An 18745-nucleotide genomic window follows, 5' to 3' on the forward strand; every position below is an offset into this window, starting at 1 on the left:
ACGTGCGGCCGGCGCGGCAGCGGATGGTGCCGGTGGTGCTGTCGTCGCACGTGGACCGGTCGGCACCAGGGGAGAAGCTGATGCGCGCGGCAGGGGCGGGAGTGCCCGCGGAGCGGCCGAGAGCCGATCTGCGACCGGGCAGGCACGCGGCGGTGGGCGAGCCGGCCGGGCCGGTGAGCGCGCAACCGTCGGGAGAGCGGCTGCGCGCCCCATGACGGCCGGCGCCGTGCCGGTCGGAGCGGCGGGTCGAAGCGCTGACGATCCACCGCCGGGCCCGGGCGCTGCCGGCGGACGAACCGGGCCCCGAGCCCGGCCGGGAGGTGGGAACGTGATCCGAGCAGCGCTGAGCGACAGGTCCGGCCTGGCGGGACCTGACGGGAAACACCCGGCACCGGCGCCGTGTTCGCTGCCCGGTGACGTCGCCGGCTTCACCGGCCGCGAGCGGCAGGTGGAGTGGCTCCACCGGCTGGCGACGCCGGACAGGACCTCCACGGCGGCGGTGATCGGTCTGCTCTCCGGTGCCCCGGGAGTGGGCAAGACCGCGCTGGCGGTGCACTGGGCCCACCGGACCCGCGCGGCCTTCCCCGACGGCCAGCTGTACGTGAACCTGCGCGGCTACGACCCCGAACAGCCCATGACCGCGGGCGAGGCACTGGCCCACCTGCTGGCCGCACTCGGCTTGCGCGGACCGGACATTCCCCTGGACGTGGACGACCGTTCCGCACGCTACCGCAGCGAACTGGCCGGACGGCGCATGCTGATCGTTCTGGACAACGCGGCCACCGCCGAACAGGTGCGGCCGCTACTGCCCGGTACCCCGGCCTGCGTGACGCTGGTGACCAGCCGCGACGCCCTGCCCGGCCTGGTCGCCCGGCACGGCGCCCACCGTCTCGTCCTGGACACGCTGCCCGCCGCCGATGCCCGCACCCTGCTGCGGCGGCTGATCGGCCCTCAGGAACAGGTGGAACACCAGGCCGTGGCCACACTGGCGGAGTTGTGCGGACGGATGCCCCTGGCGTTACGGCTGGTCGCCGAGCTGGCCGTCGCCCGCCCCCACCACAGCCCGACCGTCCTGGCCGCCGAACTGGCCGACCGGCGACGACGACTGGATCTCCTGGACGGTGACGCGGACACGAGCGCCGGTGTCCGGGCGGTGATCTCCTGGTCCTGCCAGCGCCTCCCCGCCCACGCGGCCCGTGCCTTCCGCTCGCTGGCGCTGCACCCCGGCGCCGACTGGGACCCCTACGCAGCTGCCGCCCTCACCGGCACCCCCGTCGGCACGGCACGGCGGCTGCTGGACCGGCTGGCCCGCGCCCACCTCGTGCAGCCCACCGGTCCGGACCGGTACACGATGCACGACCTGCTGCGCGCCTACGGCGCCGAACTGGCCGCCGCCACCGACCCGGAACCCGACCGGCACGCCGCGCTGACCCGCCTGTTCGACCACTACCTGGCCACCGCCACCACCGCCACCGCCACCCTCGGCCTCCCCGCGGTGGACCGGCGCCCCCGGCCCTTCCGGTTCCGACAGGTCGCACCCGCCCCGCCGGTCGGTGACCCGGACACGGCGCGGGCCTGGCTGAACGCCGAGCGCGCCAACCTGGTCACCGTCTGCGCCCACACCGCCGGCCACGGCTGGCGGGAACATGCCGCGCGCCTGGCCGCCGTACTGTTCGGTTTCCTGCTCGCCAGCGGGCACTACACCGAGTCCCTGACCCTTCACACCCATGCCCGCCGGGCCGCCTGCACCAGCGGCGACCCCCACAGCGAGGCCTACGCACTGACCAGCCTGGGCTTCGTCCACTGGCGCCGTGGCTCCTACCCGGACGCCCGTGCGCACCACCGGTTGGCCCTGGACCGGTTCCGGCAGGCCGGCGACCGTACCGGCGAGGCCTTTGCCCTGCTCAGCCTGGGCCTGGTCCATATGCGGCAGGGAAAGTGCCGGCGAGCCGCGGAACACTGCCGCGAGGCCCTCCGCCTCTTCGAACAGCTGGGTGAGCGGCGGGGCCAGGCATATGGGTGGACGGCCCTGGGCCTGGCCTGCCTGCGGCAGGAGGACGGCCGGCAGGCCCTGGAGTACCAGCACAGGGCTCTGGACCTCTTCGAGCGTCTGGGCAACCCGTTCGGCATGGCCTGTACGCTGACCAACCTGGGCCTTGCCCACTGCCGGCAGGGGCACTACCAGCAGGCTGTGGAGTGCCACCGCCGGAGTCTGGACTACGCCCGGCAGATCGGTCACCGGACCACGGAGACCGAGGCGCTCAACGGCTTGGGCGAAGCCCTCCAGGCAAGTGGCCGGGCCGTGCAGGCCGGCGCCCGGCACACCGACGCGCTGGCCGTCGCCGAGCGGATCGGGGAACGGTACGAACAGGCTCGCGCGCACCAGGGCATCGCCGTCGCCCATCACACCACGGGCGACTTCCACCGGGCCCGTCGGCATTGGGAGAACGCCTTGCAGCTGCACACAGAACTCGGCGTGCCCGACGGCGAGGCCCTCGCAGCACGATGGCGAGCCCTGGCCCGTCCACGCTGACACGATCCCGGTCCGGTCCGGTCCGGTCCGGTCCGATCCGATCCGGTCCGATCCGGCTCCGGTCCGGTCCGATCCGGCTCCGGGGCGAGGAGATCGGCGATGCCGTCCGGCGCGCGGCACCGGCCCGTGGAGGCGGGGACCCGGCCGGTCACTTGACCCGGACTCCTGCCTTCCAGACCCCGGTGATGTGCTCGGGCTGCGCCAGTACCTCGATGTCCACGAGCGGATCCTCGTCGCGGACCAGCACGTCGGCGTCGTATCCCTCGCGCGGTCGCCCGGACAGGGGTGCCCGCGGTCCCGGCGTGGCGGGACCGGTCGCGGTGCCGGACTCGACGGCGTCCAGCGGGGTCATGCCCGTCACCACCGGCAGGGGCGGCTCGCGGCCGTTGCGGCACATTCATGGGGCACGGGCCGGAACACCGTGAACTGGACCGTGTGATGCGGGCCTTCGCCGATGCTCACTGGCCGGAGGCCGGAGCCGGTGCTGCGACTCCATGAGTGCGCCGGGGCGGTGGCCGTGACGGCCGGACGGGCGGTGACGCCCGTTCCGGCCGCTGGAGACGGGGCGTCCGCGGCAGCGCCCGGCCCGGTCACGTGGTCCTGAACGGGCGACCTGTCGGGGCGCGGCACCGCCTCTTCGGGCGAGCCGGGGACCGTCACGACCGCCGCACTCGAGGCCATCACCGGCACACCCTGCCGTGGGCCACCGGAGCCGGTTCCGAGCCTGGCGTTCCTGGCCGGGGTGGCCGTGGAGGTCGTCGGCCACGGTCCACCCGACGGCGGCCCCACGCCGCCGATGCGGATGGTGGACCGGCGTTCGCTGTCGTACGGCCGGTCCGGGAGCTACGAGGTCACGAGAGTGAGCCTGCCGTCAGGCCCTGCGCCGGGGGAGGCGTACCACCTGGACGAAGAAGTCGTCGATCTGCCGGACCGCGGCGATGAACTGGTCCAGGTCGACCGGCTTGGTGACGTACGCGTTGGCGTGCAGCTTGTAGCTGCGCAGGATGTCCTCCTCGGCGGCCGACGTGGTGAGCACGACCACCGGGATGTCGCTCAGGTCCGCGTCGGACTTGATGCGCTCCAGGACCTGCCGCCCGTCGTACTTCGGCAGGTTGAGGTCGAGGAGGATCAGGTCGGGGCGCGGCGCCTCGCCGTGCCGGCCGCGGCGGTAGAGGAAGTCGAGGGCTTCCTCCCCGTCCCGTACGACGTGCAGGGTGTTGCCGATCTTGTTGTCCTCGAACGCCTCGCGCGTCATCAGTTCGTCGCCGGGGTCGTCCTCGACGAGGAGGACGTCGATCGGGGTGGCGGGGGTCGTCATGACGGGATGTTCTCCTCGGTGCGGGCGTCGGCGCCGTCAGCGGCGTCGTCGGGGCTGAACGGCAGGGTGAAGCAGACGCGGGTGCCGCCGGTGTGCGCGGTGTCGATCCAGATGCGGCCGCCGTGGTGCTCGACGATCTTCTTGCAGAGCGCGAGGCCGATGCCGGTGCCCCCGTAGGCGTCGCGGCTGTGCAGCCGCTGGAAGATGACGAAGACCTTCTCGGCGAACTCCTCGGGGATGCCGATGCCGTTGTCGGTGACGCACAGCCGCCAGGTGCCGGGGGCGTCCGGGTCCTCGTCGCACGTGATCCGGATCCGTGGCGGGCGCTCGGGGTGGTGGAACTTGACGGCGTTGCCGACCAGGTTCTGCAGCAGCATGGTGAGCAGCGTCGGGTCGCCGACGATCCGGGGCAGGTGCTCGGGGCGTTCGATCCGTGTGCCGGTCTCGGTGACGGCGGCGTCCAGGTTGGCCAGGGCCTTGGTGAGGGTCTGGCCGAGGTCCACGTCCACGCGGGCGTCGTTGAGGCGCCCGACGCGGGAGAAGGTGAGCAGGTCGTTGATGAGGACCTGCATGCGTTTGGCGCCGTCGACGGCGAAGTCGATGTACTGCCGGCCGCGGTCGTCGAGCTTGTCGCCGTACCGCTTCTCGAGCAGCTGGCAGAAGGAGGCGACCTTGCGCAGGGGCTCCTGCAGGTCGTGGGAGGCGACATAGGCGAACTGCTCCAGCTCGGCGTTGGAGCGGCGCAGTTCCACGGCCTGGGCGTCCAGGTCGGCCGCCTGCCGGGAGAGGGTGTCGTGCTGTTGGCGGGATGCCTCCAGTTCGGCGACGATCCGCTGCCGCATGTCCTCGACGTCCCCGGCCACCGCCGCGAGGTCGGCCGGCCCCCTGCCGGTGATGACGTGGCCGAAGTCGCCGCGGGCCACGCGGCGGGAGGAGTCGCGCAGACCCTGGAGCGGGCGGGCGACCAGCAGCCGGACCAGGACCGCCAGGACCACGCCGGTCAGCACGAAGAGCACCACCATGGCGACGAGGATCACCGTGCGGACCGCGCGGACGCGGTCCAGCTCCTCCTTGCCGTCCCTGACGGCCTGCGTCAGGTGCTCGTTCTGGGTGCCCCACAGGGCGCGGACCTCGTCGAAGACCTCCTTGCCGCGTTCGGCGGTCTGCCGGTCGACGGTCCGGGGCTCCCCGGGGGTGACGTCGGTGACGAGCGGTTCGGCATAGGCCCGCCGCCAGTCCGCCGCCTGACGCTCGACCGCCTCCAGGTCGGCGAGCAGCCGGGGCTGGTCGCCGATGAGCTCGCGCATCCGGCGCACGGCGCGCGCCTCGTCCTCGACGCCCTGCGTGTACGGGTCGAGGAACTGGCGGTCGGCGGCGATCGCGTAGCCGCGCACGCCGGTCTCCTGGTTGACCAGGGCCGCCTGCAGCCGGTACGCCTCCGTCCGGGCCGGCTGGATGCGGTCGGTCAGCCGGTCGGTGACGTCCGCGGTCTCTCCCAGCAGCCGGGCGCCGACCACGGTGCCGATCACCACCATCAGCACCATCAGCGCCAGGACCACCTGGAACCAGCCCTGCACCGTCAGCCGGCGCCAGGCTCGCATCCTGCCTGTCTTCTCACTCACCGTGTTCTCCGACACCGTTTCCGTTCGCCCGTCTCATCTCCGGCGCGGGCTGGTTCCGCCCCGGCTCAGTTCCAGCGCAGGTGCAGGACGGCCACGTCGTCGTCCAGGCCGCCCTGGCTCTCCGCGTGGGCCTCCGCCCGCTCGATCAGCTCGTCGACGAAGGCCTCGGGCGGCAGACCGGCCACTTCGCGCGCCAGGCGCAGCAGCCCCTCCTCGCCCAGCCGCTCCCTGCCGCGGCCGATGTGCCCCTCGAAGAGACCGTCGGTGAACAACACGAGTGCCCCACCCGCCGCCACCGTCAGTTCCTCCTCCGGCCAGTGCGCTCCGGACACGACGCCGAGCGCGGGCCCGCCGGCGACCTCCACCCACTCCACGCCGCCGTCCCCGGTGCGCCGCAGCAGGCCCGGGTGGCCGGCGCGGATCAGACGGACGCGCGGCGTCCCGGGTTCGGCCGTGAGGACCGTGAGGGTGGCGAAGATGTACGGTGCGGCCCGCTCGGCCATCAGGATCTCCTGCAGCCGGCTCACCTGCTCGGCGCCGGTGACGCCGCTGAGGACCAGGGTGCGCCAGGCGATGCGCAGGGCGACGCCGAGCGCGGCCTCGTCGGGGCCGTGCCCGGAGACGTCACCGATGAGGGCGTGCACGGCGCCGTCGGTGCTCTGCACGATGTCGTAGAAGTCGCCGCCCAGCAGTGCCTGGGCCCGGCCGGGCCGGTAGCGGGTCACCACGTCCACCGCGGCGCTGTGCAGCAGCGGCCGCGGCAGCAGGCCGCGCTCCAGCCGGGCGTTCTCCTGGGCCTGCATCTGGCTGGCCTGCAGGGCGACGGCCGCCTGTTCGGCCTGCTTGCGCTGGATCGCGTACCGCACCGCCCGGCCGAACAGCTCCGGCTCCACCCGGCCCTTGACCAGGTAGTCCTGGGCGCCGGCCGTCACCGCCGCGAGACCGGTCTCCTCCTCCGCCAGGCCCGTGAGGACGACGACCGCGACCTGATCGGTACGGGCCCGGATACGGTGGAGGGCCTCCAGTCCGTGGGTGTCCGGCAGGTTCAGGTCCAGCAGCACGCAGTCCGGCACCTCGGCCGCGAGCGCCTCCCGCGCCTCGGCCATGGAGCGGACCCAGCGCAGGTGCACCTTCAGGGTGCTGTCGGCGACCAGTTCCTCGACCAGCAGGGCATCGCCGGGGTCGTCCTCGACCAGCAGCACCGAGGGCTCCCACCACTGTCCGGCTGCCGCCTCCGCCCCGTTCCTGGCCGATGAGGGCAAGCGGGCAGCCCACGGCTGTGACGCCGACACGATCCCGCCTTCCCGCCCTTGCGCTCATATGTTCTTTCGTGGCCACCGGAGAGTGACCACGTCGAGTTTACCCGCGTCCGCCGATTGAGATTTCTTCGAATACTTGCAGAAAGTTCACAGCATCCGGCCCAGGCGCGCGCCGCCGGTTTGTGCAGGTCATGCCATGGCCGACGACGGCAGTCCCCCGGTGGGACGGCTGCGGAGCCCCGGGGCCGGGGCGGGGCGGGATCAGGTGCGCGCGGGCATGGGAGCTCCCCCGCCGGGCAGCACGTAGGAGACCCGCACCGGTCACCGTACGGATCAACCGGTCACCGTACGGATCAAGGCGCACAGGAGTGGAGAAGCGTCCGTGGACTGGCTGTTCATCGTGAAACCCGCAGACACCGCCCCGGACGGGGGCTCCTCCGCCAAGGACCGCATGCTGGAACTCGCCGAGAGAGCGCCCCACCGGGTGTGGTGCCTGTCCAGGTGGCGGCGCATGGCGCCCGGTGACCGCCTGTGGATCTACTTCGCCGCGCCGGTGCGGGAGATCGCCGCGGTGGCCGAGATCGACGACGAGCCGTACGAGGTCGCCGGAAGCCCCCGTCAGCCGTGGCGGTTCCCGGCGACACTGCACCTGGACGCGACTCGCCGGCTGCACCGCGACCCCGTCCCGCTGCACGCCCTGTCCAACCGGCACCCGCAGGGCGTCACCCGGGTGAAGGACAGCGACCTGCGACTCCTGCTGGATCACGCCGGCCTGTGACGGCCTCCGGGGCGGGAGCGGGGGCGGGTACCGGAGCAGCACAGCCCGGTCTCCGGCGCGGCCGCGAGGCGTCGTGGGGAACGTCGTAATAACAGGCCCTTCGGCCGGCGCGCACATCGTGGCGGTGGCCGTCTGCCGCGGTGGCGGAGTGACGGAGCGCTGCGGCCCTACCGGGTGTGAGTAGGTGAGGTGCAGAAAGTGCCGCTGAGATTGATCTTGTTCGGGTTCGCCTATCGCGCGGGAGCTTCGAGCTGACGTGGGACGCCGCCGGCGCGGAGCTCGCGCAGGTCCGGGATGTGGTGGTGGAGCGTGCCCGGGGAGACCCCGAGGAGCTTGGCGATCGAGGTGATCGAGCGGCCCGGGCCGGGCAGCAGGTCCCGGGCGGCGCGAATGATCTCCTCGGTGGCGACGCCGGGGCGTCCACCGACTCGGCCGCGGGCGCGGGCCGCGGCCAAGCCCTCCTTGGTGCCGAAGACGATGAGTTCGCGGATGAACTCCGCGAGAGCGGCGAACACATGGAGAACGAGCCGCCCGCCCGGGGTGGTGGTGTCGAGGTTCTCGTGCAGTGAGGTGAAGCCGACGCCGCGCTCGCGCAGCTCGGCGACCATGTTGATGAGGTCCTGGAGGCTGCGGCCGTAGCGGTCGAGCGAGGGGCCCACGAGTGTGTCGCCCGGATCGAGGAAGGCGTGGCACGCCTTCAGCTCGGGGCGGAGTGCGTCTTTGCCGGACCTCTTGTCCGCGAAGATCTTCCGGCATCCGGCGGCGGTGAGCGCGTCGATCTGCCGCTCCAGTTTCCGCCCGCCGGTCGACACCCGGGCGTACCCGATCTCGATGCGTACGAGCGGCTCGGCGACGAGCACGTCCGCGCCGTCCGCGGGCTCCTGAGGGGCCGTCATGGCCCCGGATCACGTTCAGGAAACGGCGGTCTGGGGTTCTTGGACGACCCGGGTTTCGGAAGGGTTTCCTGAAGGCTCCAGGGGGTCGGACAGCTCTCCGGGAGGGGTCTTCAGGGACGAAGGTTCCTTGACGAACCGGCAAGTGCTCAGGCGCCCCGGAGGATAGTGCGGACGGCTTCCGCAACCGGCAGAGCGAAGGCACCCAGGAGGTGCAGGTTGAGCGAGACGAGAAGGAGAGCATCAGCTCGCCGCGGGTCCTCGCCGTCCTCGCGCGGGGCGTCTGCCGTCGAGGGGCCGTGGGCGTCGCTATGTCATTTCACCGGCGTCCGTGACCATGCGGACGAGGGTGTCGACGAGTTCGTCGACGGTGGTGTGCCACTTGTCCGTGTCGAGGTGGCCGCTGAGCTCCATGCCCGCGATGCCGTGGGCGCTGGTCAGCAGCAGGGCGCCGTAATGCCGTGCGTTCCGCTCTCCCGCGAGGGCGGCGACGATGTCCAGGAACTCGTCCTGAAAGCGTTCGGCCGCGCGGTCGGCCACGGCCGGGTCGCCTTCCGGCCCGCATAGCTGACGCCGGATGCGATCCATCCCGTCACCGAGTTGCCCAGGAAGGTTCGCGCGCCGCCTGAACAACACCTGGTACAGGTGCGGCTGGTTCCGGCCGACGTCGATGAGGGCGCGGAGAGCGCCGCGCAGCTTCTCGGAGGCGGACAGGGCCGGGTCGGTCCGAAGGGCGTGCACCTGGTCGCCGATCCGTTCCCAGCTTTCGGCCGCGACGGCGGTCAGCAGGCTGTCCTTGCCCGTGAAGTGCCGGTACGGCGCTCCCCGGGTCACGCCTGCCCGCGCGCCCACCTCGCGCAAGGTGACCGCTTCGGGGCCGCCGAGGTCGAGGAGCTCGGCGGCCGCGTCGAGCAGGGCGCGGCGGGTGGCGGCGGCGGACTCGGCACGGGTGGTCATGACGCCCATCATACAGTTGACAGTGTCATCTAAACCGGTACCGTAGCCAAGGTGACAACGTCATCTGAAACTCAGAAGCTGATCGTCGTGACCGGAGCCTCCACGGGCATGGGCGCGTCAGCCGCCCGCGAACTGGCTCGCCAGGGATTCCACGTCCTGGCCGGCGTGCGACGCGACCGTGACGCCGACGCCATCCGATCGACCGGCATCGAGCCGGTCATCCTCGACATCACCGAGTCCGAGCAGGTGGAGGCACTCGCCGCCCGGGTCGCCGACGACCCGCGCGCGCTGCACGCGCTCGTCAACAACGCCGGCGTCCAGGTGAACGCCCCGGTCGAAGTCCTGCCGATGTCAGAGTGGCGGCGGGTGTTCGAAGTCAACCTCTTCGGCCACATCGCCGTCACTCAAGCGCTCCTACCCGCGCTGCTGCGCAGCAAGGGTCGTGTGATCAACATCAGCTCGGTCGGCGGCAAGTTCGCCATGGCCACATACGGCGCGTACGCCGGCGCGAAGTTCGCCCTGGAGGCGGTCAGCGACTCGCTCCGCCGGGAGGTCGCTCCGCTGGGCGTACAGGTGGTCGTGGTCGAGCCCGGCGGCGTCCGCACGGAGATGGCTGCCCGCGGGGTCGAGACGGCGAACCACCTGGCTGCCCAGATGACGCCGGAGCAGGACGAGCGTTACGGCAGCCTGGTCCAGGCGAACAACAAGTTGATGACCTCGGGTACTGCTTCAGGCCTGACCGCCGACGCCGCCGCCCGGGTCATCACGAGGGCCGTGACGACGCGTAGACCGCGCACCCGCTACACCGCCGGCCGGGATGCCGCCCTGATCATGCGCCTGGGCCCGATGCTGTCCGACCGCACGCTCGACCGCGTCCTCGCCGCCAACCTGCGCCGCCACTACCCGAAGAAAGCCGTTGGCCGACGAGTACTCCACGAACGGCTCCGTCCCCTGTGGTGCGGCCACCGGTGAGCTCACAGTCAACGGACAACTTGCCCTCCTGCCCGGGACGAGGACTGCCCCGGCGTCGAGCCGCGGGCTCACTGCACGAGCGTCGCACCGCGGCCAGACCACAGGCCACGGCTTTCATGCGCAGGGCATCCACATCAGGTTCTCAGGCTTCGTCCTCGTCGTCCTCGATGGCGTCCGGGGCCCGGAAGGGCCGCAGGCCCTGGCCGGGGCCACTGGCCTTGATGTTGAAGAGGTAACGGCCCAGGAAGGTGATGCGCCGGTCCTCGAGCGGGGAGAGGCGGGCGACGTCCTCGTCCTTGATGTCGTGGCCCCCGGCGCGGAGCTGGGCGACGGCTGCGTCCAGGTAACGGGTGTTCCACAGCACCACGGCGTTGAGGACCAGGCCGAGGGCGGCGAGCTGGTCCTCCTGGCCCTCGCGATACGCCTGGTGGATCTGGCCCCGGCCGCCGTGGCAGATCGCGCGGGCCAGGCGGTGGCGGGACTCCTGCACGGTGAGTTGCCGGTTCGTCAGCCGGCGGTAGGTGTCGTCGACCGGGCCGATCAGGGCGAGCAGGTGCATGGTCCTGTCGATGCGGCCGTACTCGGCGAACGCGGCACCCAGCGGAGTTGGGTGGCCCTCGCGGCCGAACATCCGCAGCAGGTCGTAGGCGCGGACCTGGTTGGTGATGAGCGATCCGGCGACGCGGAGCATGTCCGGCCAGCGCGTGGCGATCCGCTTGCGGTTCACCTTGTTGCAGGCGACAGCCTCCAGCGGCCCGTACCTGCCGGGCGGGCCGTCCCCGTCGGCAGGTCCGCACGCCAGAACCGCTGGTCGTCCAGGTCCCGGAAGCGCGGGGCGAAGCGGAAGCCAAGCATCTTGTACAGGCCGAAGGCCATGTCGGAGTACGAGGCGTTGTCGGTCGCGACCATCTCCGGCCTCACCCCGCCGTCGAGATCGAGCAGGGTGTCCAGCGTGTACAGGCTATCGCGCGGCGCGCCGCGCACGACCATCGCGCCGATCCCCGCGACCTGGTCGTTGACGGCGTTGAGCCAGGTCACGCCGCGTTTGTAACCGTAGTACTTGGACGAGGGGCCGGTGTCGATGCTCTTGACCGGGACGACGAACCGCCGCCGAGCTTGTCCACCGACAGGCGGGCCCGGCCGCCGCCCTCGGGTACGACAGTCTCCACCTTCGCATCGTCGCCGGCCTCGGCGAGCCGGTCGGTCATCTGCCGCCAGGCCGCATCGAGCCCGCACGTGAGCTGGACCAGGTGCTCGCCGGCGTCCTCGGTCAGGGACAGGCCCGCGAGCACATCCGCGCGCATCGCCTCCCACCGCGCTCCGCCCAGCAGCCTCGCGCGCGGGTCGCCCCACCGGTTCGACGGGGCGGCGAACACCGCGCGCCGGTTCAGCGCGCGGTGCAGCTGCTCCAGCACGCACACCACGTACGCGTCCCGGTCGACCGCCCCCTGGGGCAGCTTGGCGTTGGAGAACACCGCCCGCTTCCATAGGGCGGGCACCAGCCCGGCGTCGATCTCGCGGGGCAGCGACGGCCGGTCCTTGACCCGCCGCCGCGAGAGCGCGGGCAGGCGGCGCACCGCCTTCAGGATGCGCCGCCCGGCCGGGGCGGCGCCCAGCGCGTGAGACTCGCCCAGCAAGGAGGGGAAGGGGCGCACGGTGTTGTAGCGCAGGGCCAGCTTCTCGCGCATCGCCGCCTCGGCCGACCCGTCGTCCTCGGGCACCGGGGCCTCGACGGTCGCGACCGACATCCGCTCGACGATCTTTCCGTGGACCTCGGCGAGGCCCCAGGACGGTGTGCTGGCCAATCAAGATCAATCTCACCGGGATCTCCTGTACGCCGACTACTCACACCCGTCTACTGCGGGCCCTGCCGAGCAGCGGGTACGGGGCGATGCGGAGCAGGAGCGCGCTGTCCGCTGGGTGGGAGCGTGGCCGGGGCTGCGGCCAGGGGGACGGGCGGGGCCTGGTCGAGGACGGCGCGGCGCAGTTGTTCCATTTTCGGCGGCAGCAGGGAGGTCAGGCCGTACCGGGCCCGGCCGGTGCGGTAGCTGGAGATGAGGCCCTTCTCCTCCAGTGGCATCCCGGGCGGGCGCAGTACGGCGTTCCCGTCCGCGTCGGGGAGGCCGGCGTGGTTGACGAACAGGCTCACCCACAACCGGCTGGTGCCGTGGGCGCGTTCGACCAGTCGGGCGCGGACCGCCAGCCATCGTTCCAGCGCGGCCCGCCCGACGGGGGAGAGCGGGTACCAGGCGCTGTCCGTCTCGACCGCGCCGCGCTGCGGGCGCCGTTCGACGTACACCGCTTGTCCGCCGGGGGCGAGGTGGTGCAGCCGCAGCGCGGTCAGTTCCCCGGCGCGCGGGGCGGCGTCCAGGACCAGGGCGAGCAGGGCGGTGAGGCGTGTCAGGCCCGGTGACATCGCCGTGGCGAGGTTCTGGTCCAGCTCGCGGCGCAGGGCGGCCAGGGTGCCGTAGTCGGGGGTGGGCCGCAGGGGTGTCCGGCCGCCGTTGCCCAGCCGCAGCGGGGGCATCCCGTACGCCTTGCGCACCAGTTGCAGGCACTGCAACCGGGCCTCGTTGGTGGCCGGTGAGGTGGGCGGGTAGCCGCCGGCCAGCTGCCGGGCGCGCAGCGCGCCGGACTCCGCGAGCCGGAGATACGTGCCCAGCGCCTCCTTCTCGAGCAGGCGCCGCAGGCTGCGCCGGGCACCGACCGGCAGCCCGCCGCGGGCCAGGGCCCGCTCCATCTCACCGCGGACCATGGCCAGTTGGCGCCGCCGCTCCTTGCCCACCCGCACGTCGGCAAGGAGTGCGTCGAGAGCGGTGATCGAGGCGAACTCCGGCATGCCTCCCATTGTCGCCCGGGCCGCTTCCGCCCGGTCAGGCGGAAGCGGCCGCCCGCCCCGCCGCCCCCTGCGGCGTGCGTGCCTCCGTGGCTTCCGTACGCTCCTCCAGGCGGACGACGATCCCCTTGGACGTCGGGGTGTTGCTGATGTCCGCCACGCTGTCCAGCGGCACCAGCACGTTCGTCTCCGGGTAGTAGGCGGCGGCGCAGCCGCGGGAGGTGTTGTACCCGACCACCCGGAAGTCCTCCGCCCTGCGTTCCACGCCGTCGCGCCAGACGCCGACCAGGTCGACGCGGGCGCCCTCCGCGAGGCCGAGTGCCCGTATGTCGTCGGGGTTGACGAACACGACGCGGCGGGACCCGTGGATGCCGCGGTAGCGGTCGTTGTCCGTGTAGGGCACGGTGTTCCACTGGTCGTGCGAGCGCAGCGTCTGCAGGATCAGGTGTCCTTCCGGGGCGCTCAGCATCTCGAAGTCGTTCCGGCTGAACAGGGCCTTTCCGGACGGGGTGGGGAAGTGGCCCTCGTTCACCGGGTTGGGCAGCCCGAAGCCGCCGGGCCGGGAGACACGTGTGTTGAAGTCCTCGAAGCCCGGTACGACACGGGCGATGTGGTCCCGGATGCACCCGTAGTCCGCCTCGAACCGTGCCCAGCGCACGGGTACCTTGTCGCCGAGCGTGCGGCGGGCCAGCCGGCTGAGGATGGCGACCTCGCTCAGCAGGTGCTTGGAGGCGGGCCGCAGGACTCCGCGTGAGGCGTGGACCTGGCTCATCGAGTCCTCGACGGTCACGAACTGCTCGCCGGTGGCCTGTACGTCCCGTTCCGTGCGGCCGAGGGTGGGCAGGATCAGGGCCGTCTCGCCGCAGACGGTGTGGGAGCGGTTGAGCTTGGTCGAGATGTGCGCGGTGAGCCGGCAGCGGCGCATCGCCGCCTCCGTGACCTCGCTGTCCGGAGTGGCCCGTACGAAATTGCCCGCCAGGCCGAGGAAGACCTTGGCGCGGCCGTCCCGCATCGCCCTGATCGAGCCGACGGAGTCCAGGCCGTGCTCCCGGGGCGGCTCGAAGGAGAACTCCCGGGCGAGGGCGTCGAGGAAGGAGTCGGGCATCCGTTCCCAGATGCCCATCGTGCGGTCGCCCTGCACGTTGCTGTGGCCGCGCACCGGGCACACGCCGGCTCCGGGCCGGCCGATGTTGCCGCGCAGCAGCTGGAAGTTGACCACTTCGCGGATGGTGGGTACCCCGTGCTTGTGCTGGGTCAGGCCCATCGCCCAGCAGACGATCACGCGTTTGCTCTCCAGGACCAGGTCACGGATCTCCTCGATCCGGGCGCGGGTCAGCCCGGTGGCCTCCTCCACCTCCGGCCAGGAGACCGTGGCGCGCAGGTGGGTGGCGAACTCCTCGAAGCCGGTGGTGTGGCCGTCGATGAAGGCGCGGTCGAGCACGGTGCCGGGGGCGGCGTCCTCCGCCTCGAGCAGGAGGAGGTTGAGCGCCTGGAAGAGCGCGAGGTCGCCGCCGACCTTGATGTGCAGGAACTTGTCGGCGATCCGGACGCCGCGGCCGACGACGCCCCGGGGCCGCTGCGGATTCTTGAAGCGGGCGAGTCCCGCCTCGGGCAGCGGGTTGACGGCGACGATGCGGCCGCCGCGGCGCTTGGTCTCCTCCAGCGCGGACAGCATCCGCGGGTGGTTCGTACCCGGGTTCTGGCCCACGACGAAGACGAGGTCGGCGTGGTAGAGGTCGCGCAGGCTGACGTCGCCCTTGCCGATGCCCAGGGTCTCGTTGAGTGCGGAGCCGCTGGACTCGTGGCACATGTTGGAGCAGTCGGGCAGGTTGTTCGTCCCGAAGGCCCGGGCGAACAGCTGCAGCACGAACGCGGCCTCGTTGCTCGCGCGGCCGGAGGTGTAGAAGACCGCCTCGTCGGGGGAGTCGAGGGCCCGCAGTTCGTCGGCGAGCAGGTCGAGGGCGGCGCTCCAGGAGATCGGTTCGTAGTGCTCGGAGCCGGGCCGCTTGACCATGGGCCGGGTCAGCCGGCCCTGCTGGTTGAGCCACCGGTCGGACTTCCCGGCCAGCTCGGCGACCGAGTGGCGGCTGAAGAAGTCGGTGGTGACGCGGCGTGAGGTCGCCTCGTCGTTCGTGTGCTTGGCGCCGTTCTCGCAGTACTCGTTGACCGGACGGTCCCCCGGCTCCGGCTCGGGCCAGGCGCAGCCGGGGCAGTCGAAGCCGCGTACCTGGTTCAGGTTCAGCAGCGTGAGCGCCGTACGTTTCGGTGACGTCTGGGACAGGGAGTACTGCATCGCGTGGTACACCGCCGGCACGCCCGCTGCCCAGGTCGCGGGCGGGGTGACCGCGAGGTGGTCCTCGTGTGTCTCCTCGTTCGGTTCCTCGCTCGGTACTCGCTGCAACGTCGACTCTCCTCGTTCTCGTCGTGCGCTCAGCCGGTCGGCCAGGTCGGCACCACGGGCCGGTCCTGTCCCGCATCGAGTCGCACATGCCCCTTGCTGATCTCGCCGCGCCAGGTACCGGTCTCGCAGCCCTGATGCTCGATGAACTCCTTGAAGCACGTGAGCGAACGGCGGACGGCTCGGCGGGTGAGACCGAGCGCGTCTCCCGCCCGCTCCGTGACCCCCGGCTTCGAGAGTCCGATCCGCAGGGTCACCCGGCAGCGGTCCGCGTCCAGGGCTCGGAACGTCACGGTGCCCCGGTGGCGGGGTGCGTCGAGCGCCTCCCAGGTCAGATGCCGGTCGGGGACCTGTTCCAGGATCTCCGCGTCGAACCGGTAGGTCTTCGCCCCGTACCGGACCACCCAGTGGGTGAACGCCGCCTGGATCTGGTCGACACGCCGGACGCCGTCCATGAACCGGGGGAAGGTCCTGAACTGCGTCCACTGGTTGTACGCCACGTGGACCGGGACGTCGACGTCGATCGACTCCTCAGTGGTGCTCATGGCCACCGTCCGTCTCCTCGCAACCCACCGGTGGCCGCGCGGTACGACAGTGACACGCGGCACCCGGGCGCGGACGCCCGCGCTTCCCCCACCCGGTTCCCCGGCACGGCAGTCTCATTCCGGCCGTTCCGGCCCCGCTGCGCGGGGTCCGTGCGCGACGCCCGCGCGGACGGACCCCGCGCGGCGGGGCCGGGGGCGTGTGCCCGTGCCGGCCACGGACCCGGCTTCCGCTCCCCCTGGCGGATCGTTTAGGCTTGCGGCAGCGAAGGGGAGTAGTCCCGCAACACCGCTGGTCGACACGCTGGACAGGGCTCCTGTCCCGGCCACCGGGCCTCGGCACACTGCCGGGGTGGACGAGACCTTCGGCCATGCATGACCCTGCGTCCGCACCGACCGTGCGGGCGGCTCCGTCGTGCCGGGCCGAACAGGTTCCCCCGTCGCCCCCTGGGTGCCGTACGAGCCCGCGGCCCGGCCCCAGCAGAAAGCACTTCGATGACCTTCGACCCCCTGGCGATCATCACCGCCTTCGGGCTGATCTTCCTCGCCGAGCTCCCCGACAAGACGATGTTCGCCTCGCTGGCCATGGGCACCCGCATGCGGCCCCTGTACGTGTGGTTCGGCACCTCGACCGCGTTCATCGTCCATGTCGCCATCGCCGTCGGTGCCGGCAGCCTCCTCGGTCTGCTGCCGGACATGGCGGTCAAACTCGTCTCGGCCGCCCTGTTCGCCTTCGGCGCCTTCGTCCTCCTGCGCAGCGGGGGCGACGACGATGACGACGAAGCCGGTGCCAAGACGGTGACCGGCTTCTGGCCGGTCTACACCACCGCCTTCATGGCCGTCTTCATCAGCGAGTGGGGTGACCTCACCCAGATCACCACGGCCAACCTCGCCGCCACCAACGGCTGGCTTCCCACCGCCGTCGGTTCCGCCGCCGCGCTGATGTCCGTCTCCGCCCTCGCGCTCCTCGTCGGCCAGTTCATCGCCAAGCGCGTCCCCCTCAGGACCGTGCAGCGCATCGGTGGGGCCTGCATGGTCGTACTCGCCCTGTGGACCCTCGTCGAGGCCTTCACGGGCTGACCGGAACCGTACGGCGGGGACTCGTCCCGGCCGGCCGCGGCAGACACCCCGAGAGGCCCGGCACCCTCGTCACCCCGGTCGATGACCTGGGCCGGGCCCGCGTCACGTGATCTCGAACCGGAGCGGCGTACCGGTGTCGTCCGCGGGGCCGAACCGTACGTCGGTGCCGCGGAAACGCCGGATCCAGGTGCGGGGGTCGCCGAGAGGGGGAACGGTGCCGTGGCTGAGCAGTGCCGGGCGTCGAAGGCGCTCCAGGACTCGCGTGGGGCCCGACCGTCCGGATCACCGAAGGGGCGTGTGCCACGGCCGTAGTCGCTGTCCTCGGCGTGGATCACCACGGTGCGCGGGCGTGCGCCGGCCGTGCCGCGTCTCACCGGATGTGCGCGCTCCACGCCTGGGAGCGGTGTCCCGGAGGGCACGGGAGGACGTCGGGAGGGTGAGTACGCGGTGGTGACCAGCAAGGACGTGGCGCTGCGGGCGGGTGTCGCGCAGAGCACCGTGTCCTGTGTGATGTCGGGCAGCCGCGCGATCTCCCCGGCCACCCGCGCCAAGGTCGAGCGGGCGATGCGCGAGCTCGGCTACCACCCGAACGCCGGCGCGCGGGCGCTGAAGCTGCGACGCACGAGCGTGCTCGGACTCGTCGTCCGCTTCTCGGCGCAGACGGAACTCGCGGGGGTGCTGCCGTTCATCGAGACGGTGACCGCCACCGCGCGCGGGCACGACTACGACGTCGTGCTCGTCCCCGCCGACGAGGGGCACGCCGGCATCGACGCCCCGCCCCTTCCCGGTGCGCGTGACTGGCGGGCCGGGTTCACCCGGCCCTGACGCGCCGGTGGCGGGGCACCGGCTGCGAGGGCCATGGGGCCCGTGCGATTGAGGCCGAACCGTGCGGGCACGCGCATGTCCAGGAAGAAGGGCGGAAGTCCTGCCGCCCAGGCCGAAGGGGTGGCGGGGGAGAGGTGGGCGAGGATGGCCGAGCGGCCGGCAGCGGTGTCGAGGCAGCGGTCCCGGCCGGCGGACCGCGGTGACGTCCGGACCCCGCCGTTGCGTCCCGGCGGCTACGACCCGGCCGACTACGCCGCGTGCGTGGTGCGCAGCGCCCGGGAGGCGGGAGTGTCGCCCTCGCTGGTGATGACCGTGCTCCACAACGAGGCGTACAAGCCGCACCATCCGCTGCTGGAGCGGCTGTGGCAGTGGTGGAAGCCGGAGGCGTCCTTCGGGGTGGCCAACATGCACCGTGCCACGTTCGAAGAGGTCAGGCGGGCGCACGGACTGGACCAGCGGTGGCAGGACCTCCGCGACGACCCCGCCCTCGCCATCCACGTGGCGGCCCTGCACCTGCACGACCTCGACCGGCGCCTTCCGGAGCGGCACGTGGACCGCTACACCCGCGACGAGCTCCTCGCCCTGGGCTACAACGCGGGCGTACGCAACATGCGGGCCTTCGCCCGGGGCGTCCCGCCGGGCCCCATGGCACGGTCGTACCTGCGCCGTTTCCGTGCGCACCGGCGCCGGGCCGCCGAGGTGCCGGCGGACTGACGCCCCGGCCCCGCCCCC

The 18745-nt window shown here is 72.2% G+C and carries 15 protein-coding genes and 1 pseudogene; 6 read left to right on the top strand and 10 right to left on the bottom strand.

Features of this window, described 5'->3' with window-relative positions; translation table 11 throughout:
* Positions 1-328: 328 nt before the first annotated feature.
* Positions 329-2533, top strand: coding sequence for an ATP-binding protein (locus IEZ04_RS28715; RefSeq protein WP_189219902.1), 2205 nt, complete (start codon positions 329-331; stop codon positions 2531-2533).
* A gap of 148 nt (positions 2534-2681) precedes the next feature.
* Here IEZ04_RS28715 and IEZ04_RS28720 read toward each other — a convergent pair whose 3' ends face one another.
* From IEZ04_RS28720 to IEZ04_RS28735, 4 genes are all read right to left on the bottom strand, one after another.
* The gene (locus IEZ04_RS28720; RefSeq protein WP_189219903.1) at positions 2682-2885 is read right to left on the bottom strand and encodes a hypothetical protein; all 204 of its coding nucleotides are present in this window, start codon (positions 2883-2885) and stop codon (positions 2682-2684) included.
* A 519-nt stretch (positions 2886-3404) separates the two neighbouring features.
* Complete coding sequence (locus tag IEZ04_RS28725; protein WP_189219904.1) at positions 3405-3851, bottom strand: response regulator; 447 nt, start codon at positions 3849-3851, stop codon at positions 3405-3407.
* On the bottom strand, positions 3848-5452 hold the full coding sequence (locus IEZ04_RS28730) for a sensor histidine kinase (protein WP_189219971.1): 1605 nt from the start codon (positions 5450-5452) through the stop codon (positions 3848-3850). The genes IEZ04_RS28725 and IEZ04_RS28730 overlap by 4 nt, the downstream gene beginning before the upstream one ends.
* A gap of 86 nt (positions 5453-5538) precedes the next feature.
* Complete coding sequence (locus IEZ04_RS28735) at positions 5539-6735, bottom strand: PP2C family protein-serine/threonine phosphatase (protein WP_229821333.1); 1197 nt, start codon at positions 6733-6735, stop codon at positions 5539-5541.
* 379 nt (positions 6736-7114) lie between these two features.
* Here IEZ04_RS28735 and IEZ04_RS28740 point away from each other — a divergent pair, with 379 nt between their 5' ends.
* Complete coding sequence (locus IEZ04_RS28740) at positions 7115-7510, top strand: EVE domain-containing protein (protein ID WP_189219906.1); 396 nt, start codon at positions 7115-7117, stop codon at positions 7508-7510.
* Positions 7511-7740: 230 nt separating this feature from the next.
* Here the strand turns inward: IEZ04_RS28740 and IEZ04_RS28745 are convergent, their stop codons facing one another.
* Positions 7741-8406, bottom strand: a complete 666-nt coding sequence (locus IEZ04_RS28745) for a recombinase family protein (protein WP_189219907.1) — start codon at positions 8404-8406, stop codon at positions 7741-7743.
* Between the two features lie 306 nt (positions 8407-8712).
* On the bottom strand, positions 8713-9360 hold the full coding sequence (locus IEZ04_RS28750) for a TetR/AcrR family transcriptional regulator (RefSeq protein WP_229821334.1): 648 nt from the start codon (positions 9358-9360) through the stop codon (positions 8713-8715).
* 51 nt (positions 9361-9411) lie between these two features.
* On the opposite strand from IEZ04_RS28750, the gene IEZ04_RS28755 reads away from it, so the two are divergent.
* Complete coding sequence (locus IEZ04_RS28755) at positions 9412-10332, top strand: SDR family NAD(P)-dependent oxidoreductase (protein ID WP_189219909.1); 921 nt, start codon at positions 9412-9414, stop codon at positions 10330-10332.
* Between the two features lie 142 nt (positions 10333-10474).
* On the opposite strand, the pseudogene IEZ04_RS36060 reads toward IEZ04_RS28755, so the two are convergent.
* From IEZ04_RS36060 to IEZ04_RS28775, 4 genes and pseudogenes are all read right to left on the bottom strand, one after another.
* Positions 10475-11933, bottom strand: a pseudogene (locus IEZ04_RS36060) (Tn3 family transposase); the annotation flags it as partial.
* A 254-nt stretch (positions 11934-12187) separates the two neighbouring features.
* The gene (locus tag IEZ04_RS28765) at positions 12188-13171 is read right to left on the bottom strand and encodes a hypothetical protein (protein ID WP_189219910.1); all 984 of its coding nucleotides are present in this window, start codon (positions 13169-13171) and stop codon (positions 12188-12190) included.
* Positions 13172-13205: 34 nt separating this feature from the next.
* The gene (locus tag IEZ04_RS28770; RefSeq protein ID WP_373296373.1) at positions 13206-15569 is read right to left on the bottom strand and encodes an FdhF/YdeP family oxidoreductase; all 2364 of its coding nucleotides are present in this window, start codon (positions 15567-15569) and stop codon (positions 13206-13208) included.
* A 29-nt stretch (positions 15570-15598) separates the two neighbouring features.
* Positions 15599-16111: an SRPBCC family protein gene (locus tag IEZ04_RS28775; protein WP_189219911.1), complete on the bottom strand. Its 513-nt coding sequence runs from the start codon at positions 16109-16111 to the stop codon at positions 15599-15601.
* Between the two features lie 492 nt (positions 16112-16603).
* Between IEZ04_RS28775 and IEZ04_RS28780 the strand changes: the two genes are divergently transcribed.
* The 3 genes from IEZ04_RS28780 (at position 16604) to IEZ04_RS28790 (ending at position 18727) form a co-directional block, all read left to right on the top strand.
* Complete coding sequence (locus tag IEZ04_RS28780) at positions 16604-17188, top strand: TMEM165/GDT1 family protein (RefSeq protein ID WP_189219912.1); 585 nt, start codon at positions 16604-16606, stop codon at positions 17186-17188.
* A 447-nt stretch (positions 17189-17635) separates the two neighbouring features.
* Positions 17636-18013, top strand: coding sequence for a LacI family DNA-binding transcriptional regulator (locus IEZ04_RS28785; protein ID WP_189219913.1), 378 nt, complete (start codon positions 17636-17638; stop codon positions 18011-18013).
* 144 nt (positions 18014-18157) lie between these two features.
* A complete protein-coding gene (locus IEZ04_RS28790) occupies positions 18158-18727 on the top strand; it encodes a lytic transglycosylase domain-containing protein (protein WP_189219914.1) in 570 nt (189 codons plus the stop codon).
* The last annotated feature ends 18 nt before the right edge of the window (positions 18728-18745 follow it).

Origin of the sequence: Streptomyces ruber (assembly GCF_014648075.1) — a bacterium.
GTDB lineage: Bacteria > Actinomycetota > Actinomycetes > Streptomycetales > Streptomycetaceae > Streptomyces > Streptomyces ruber.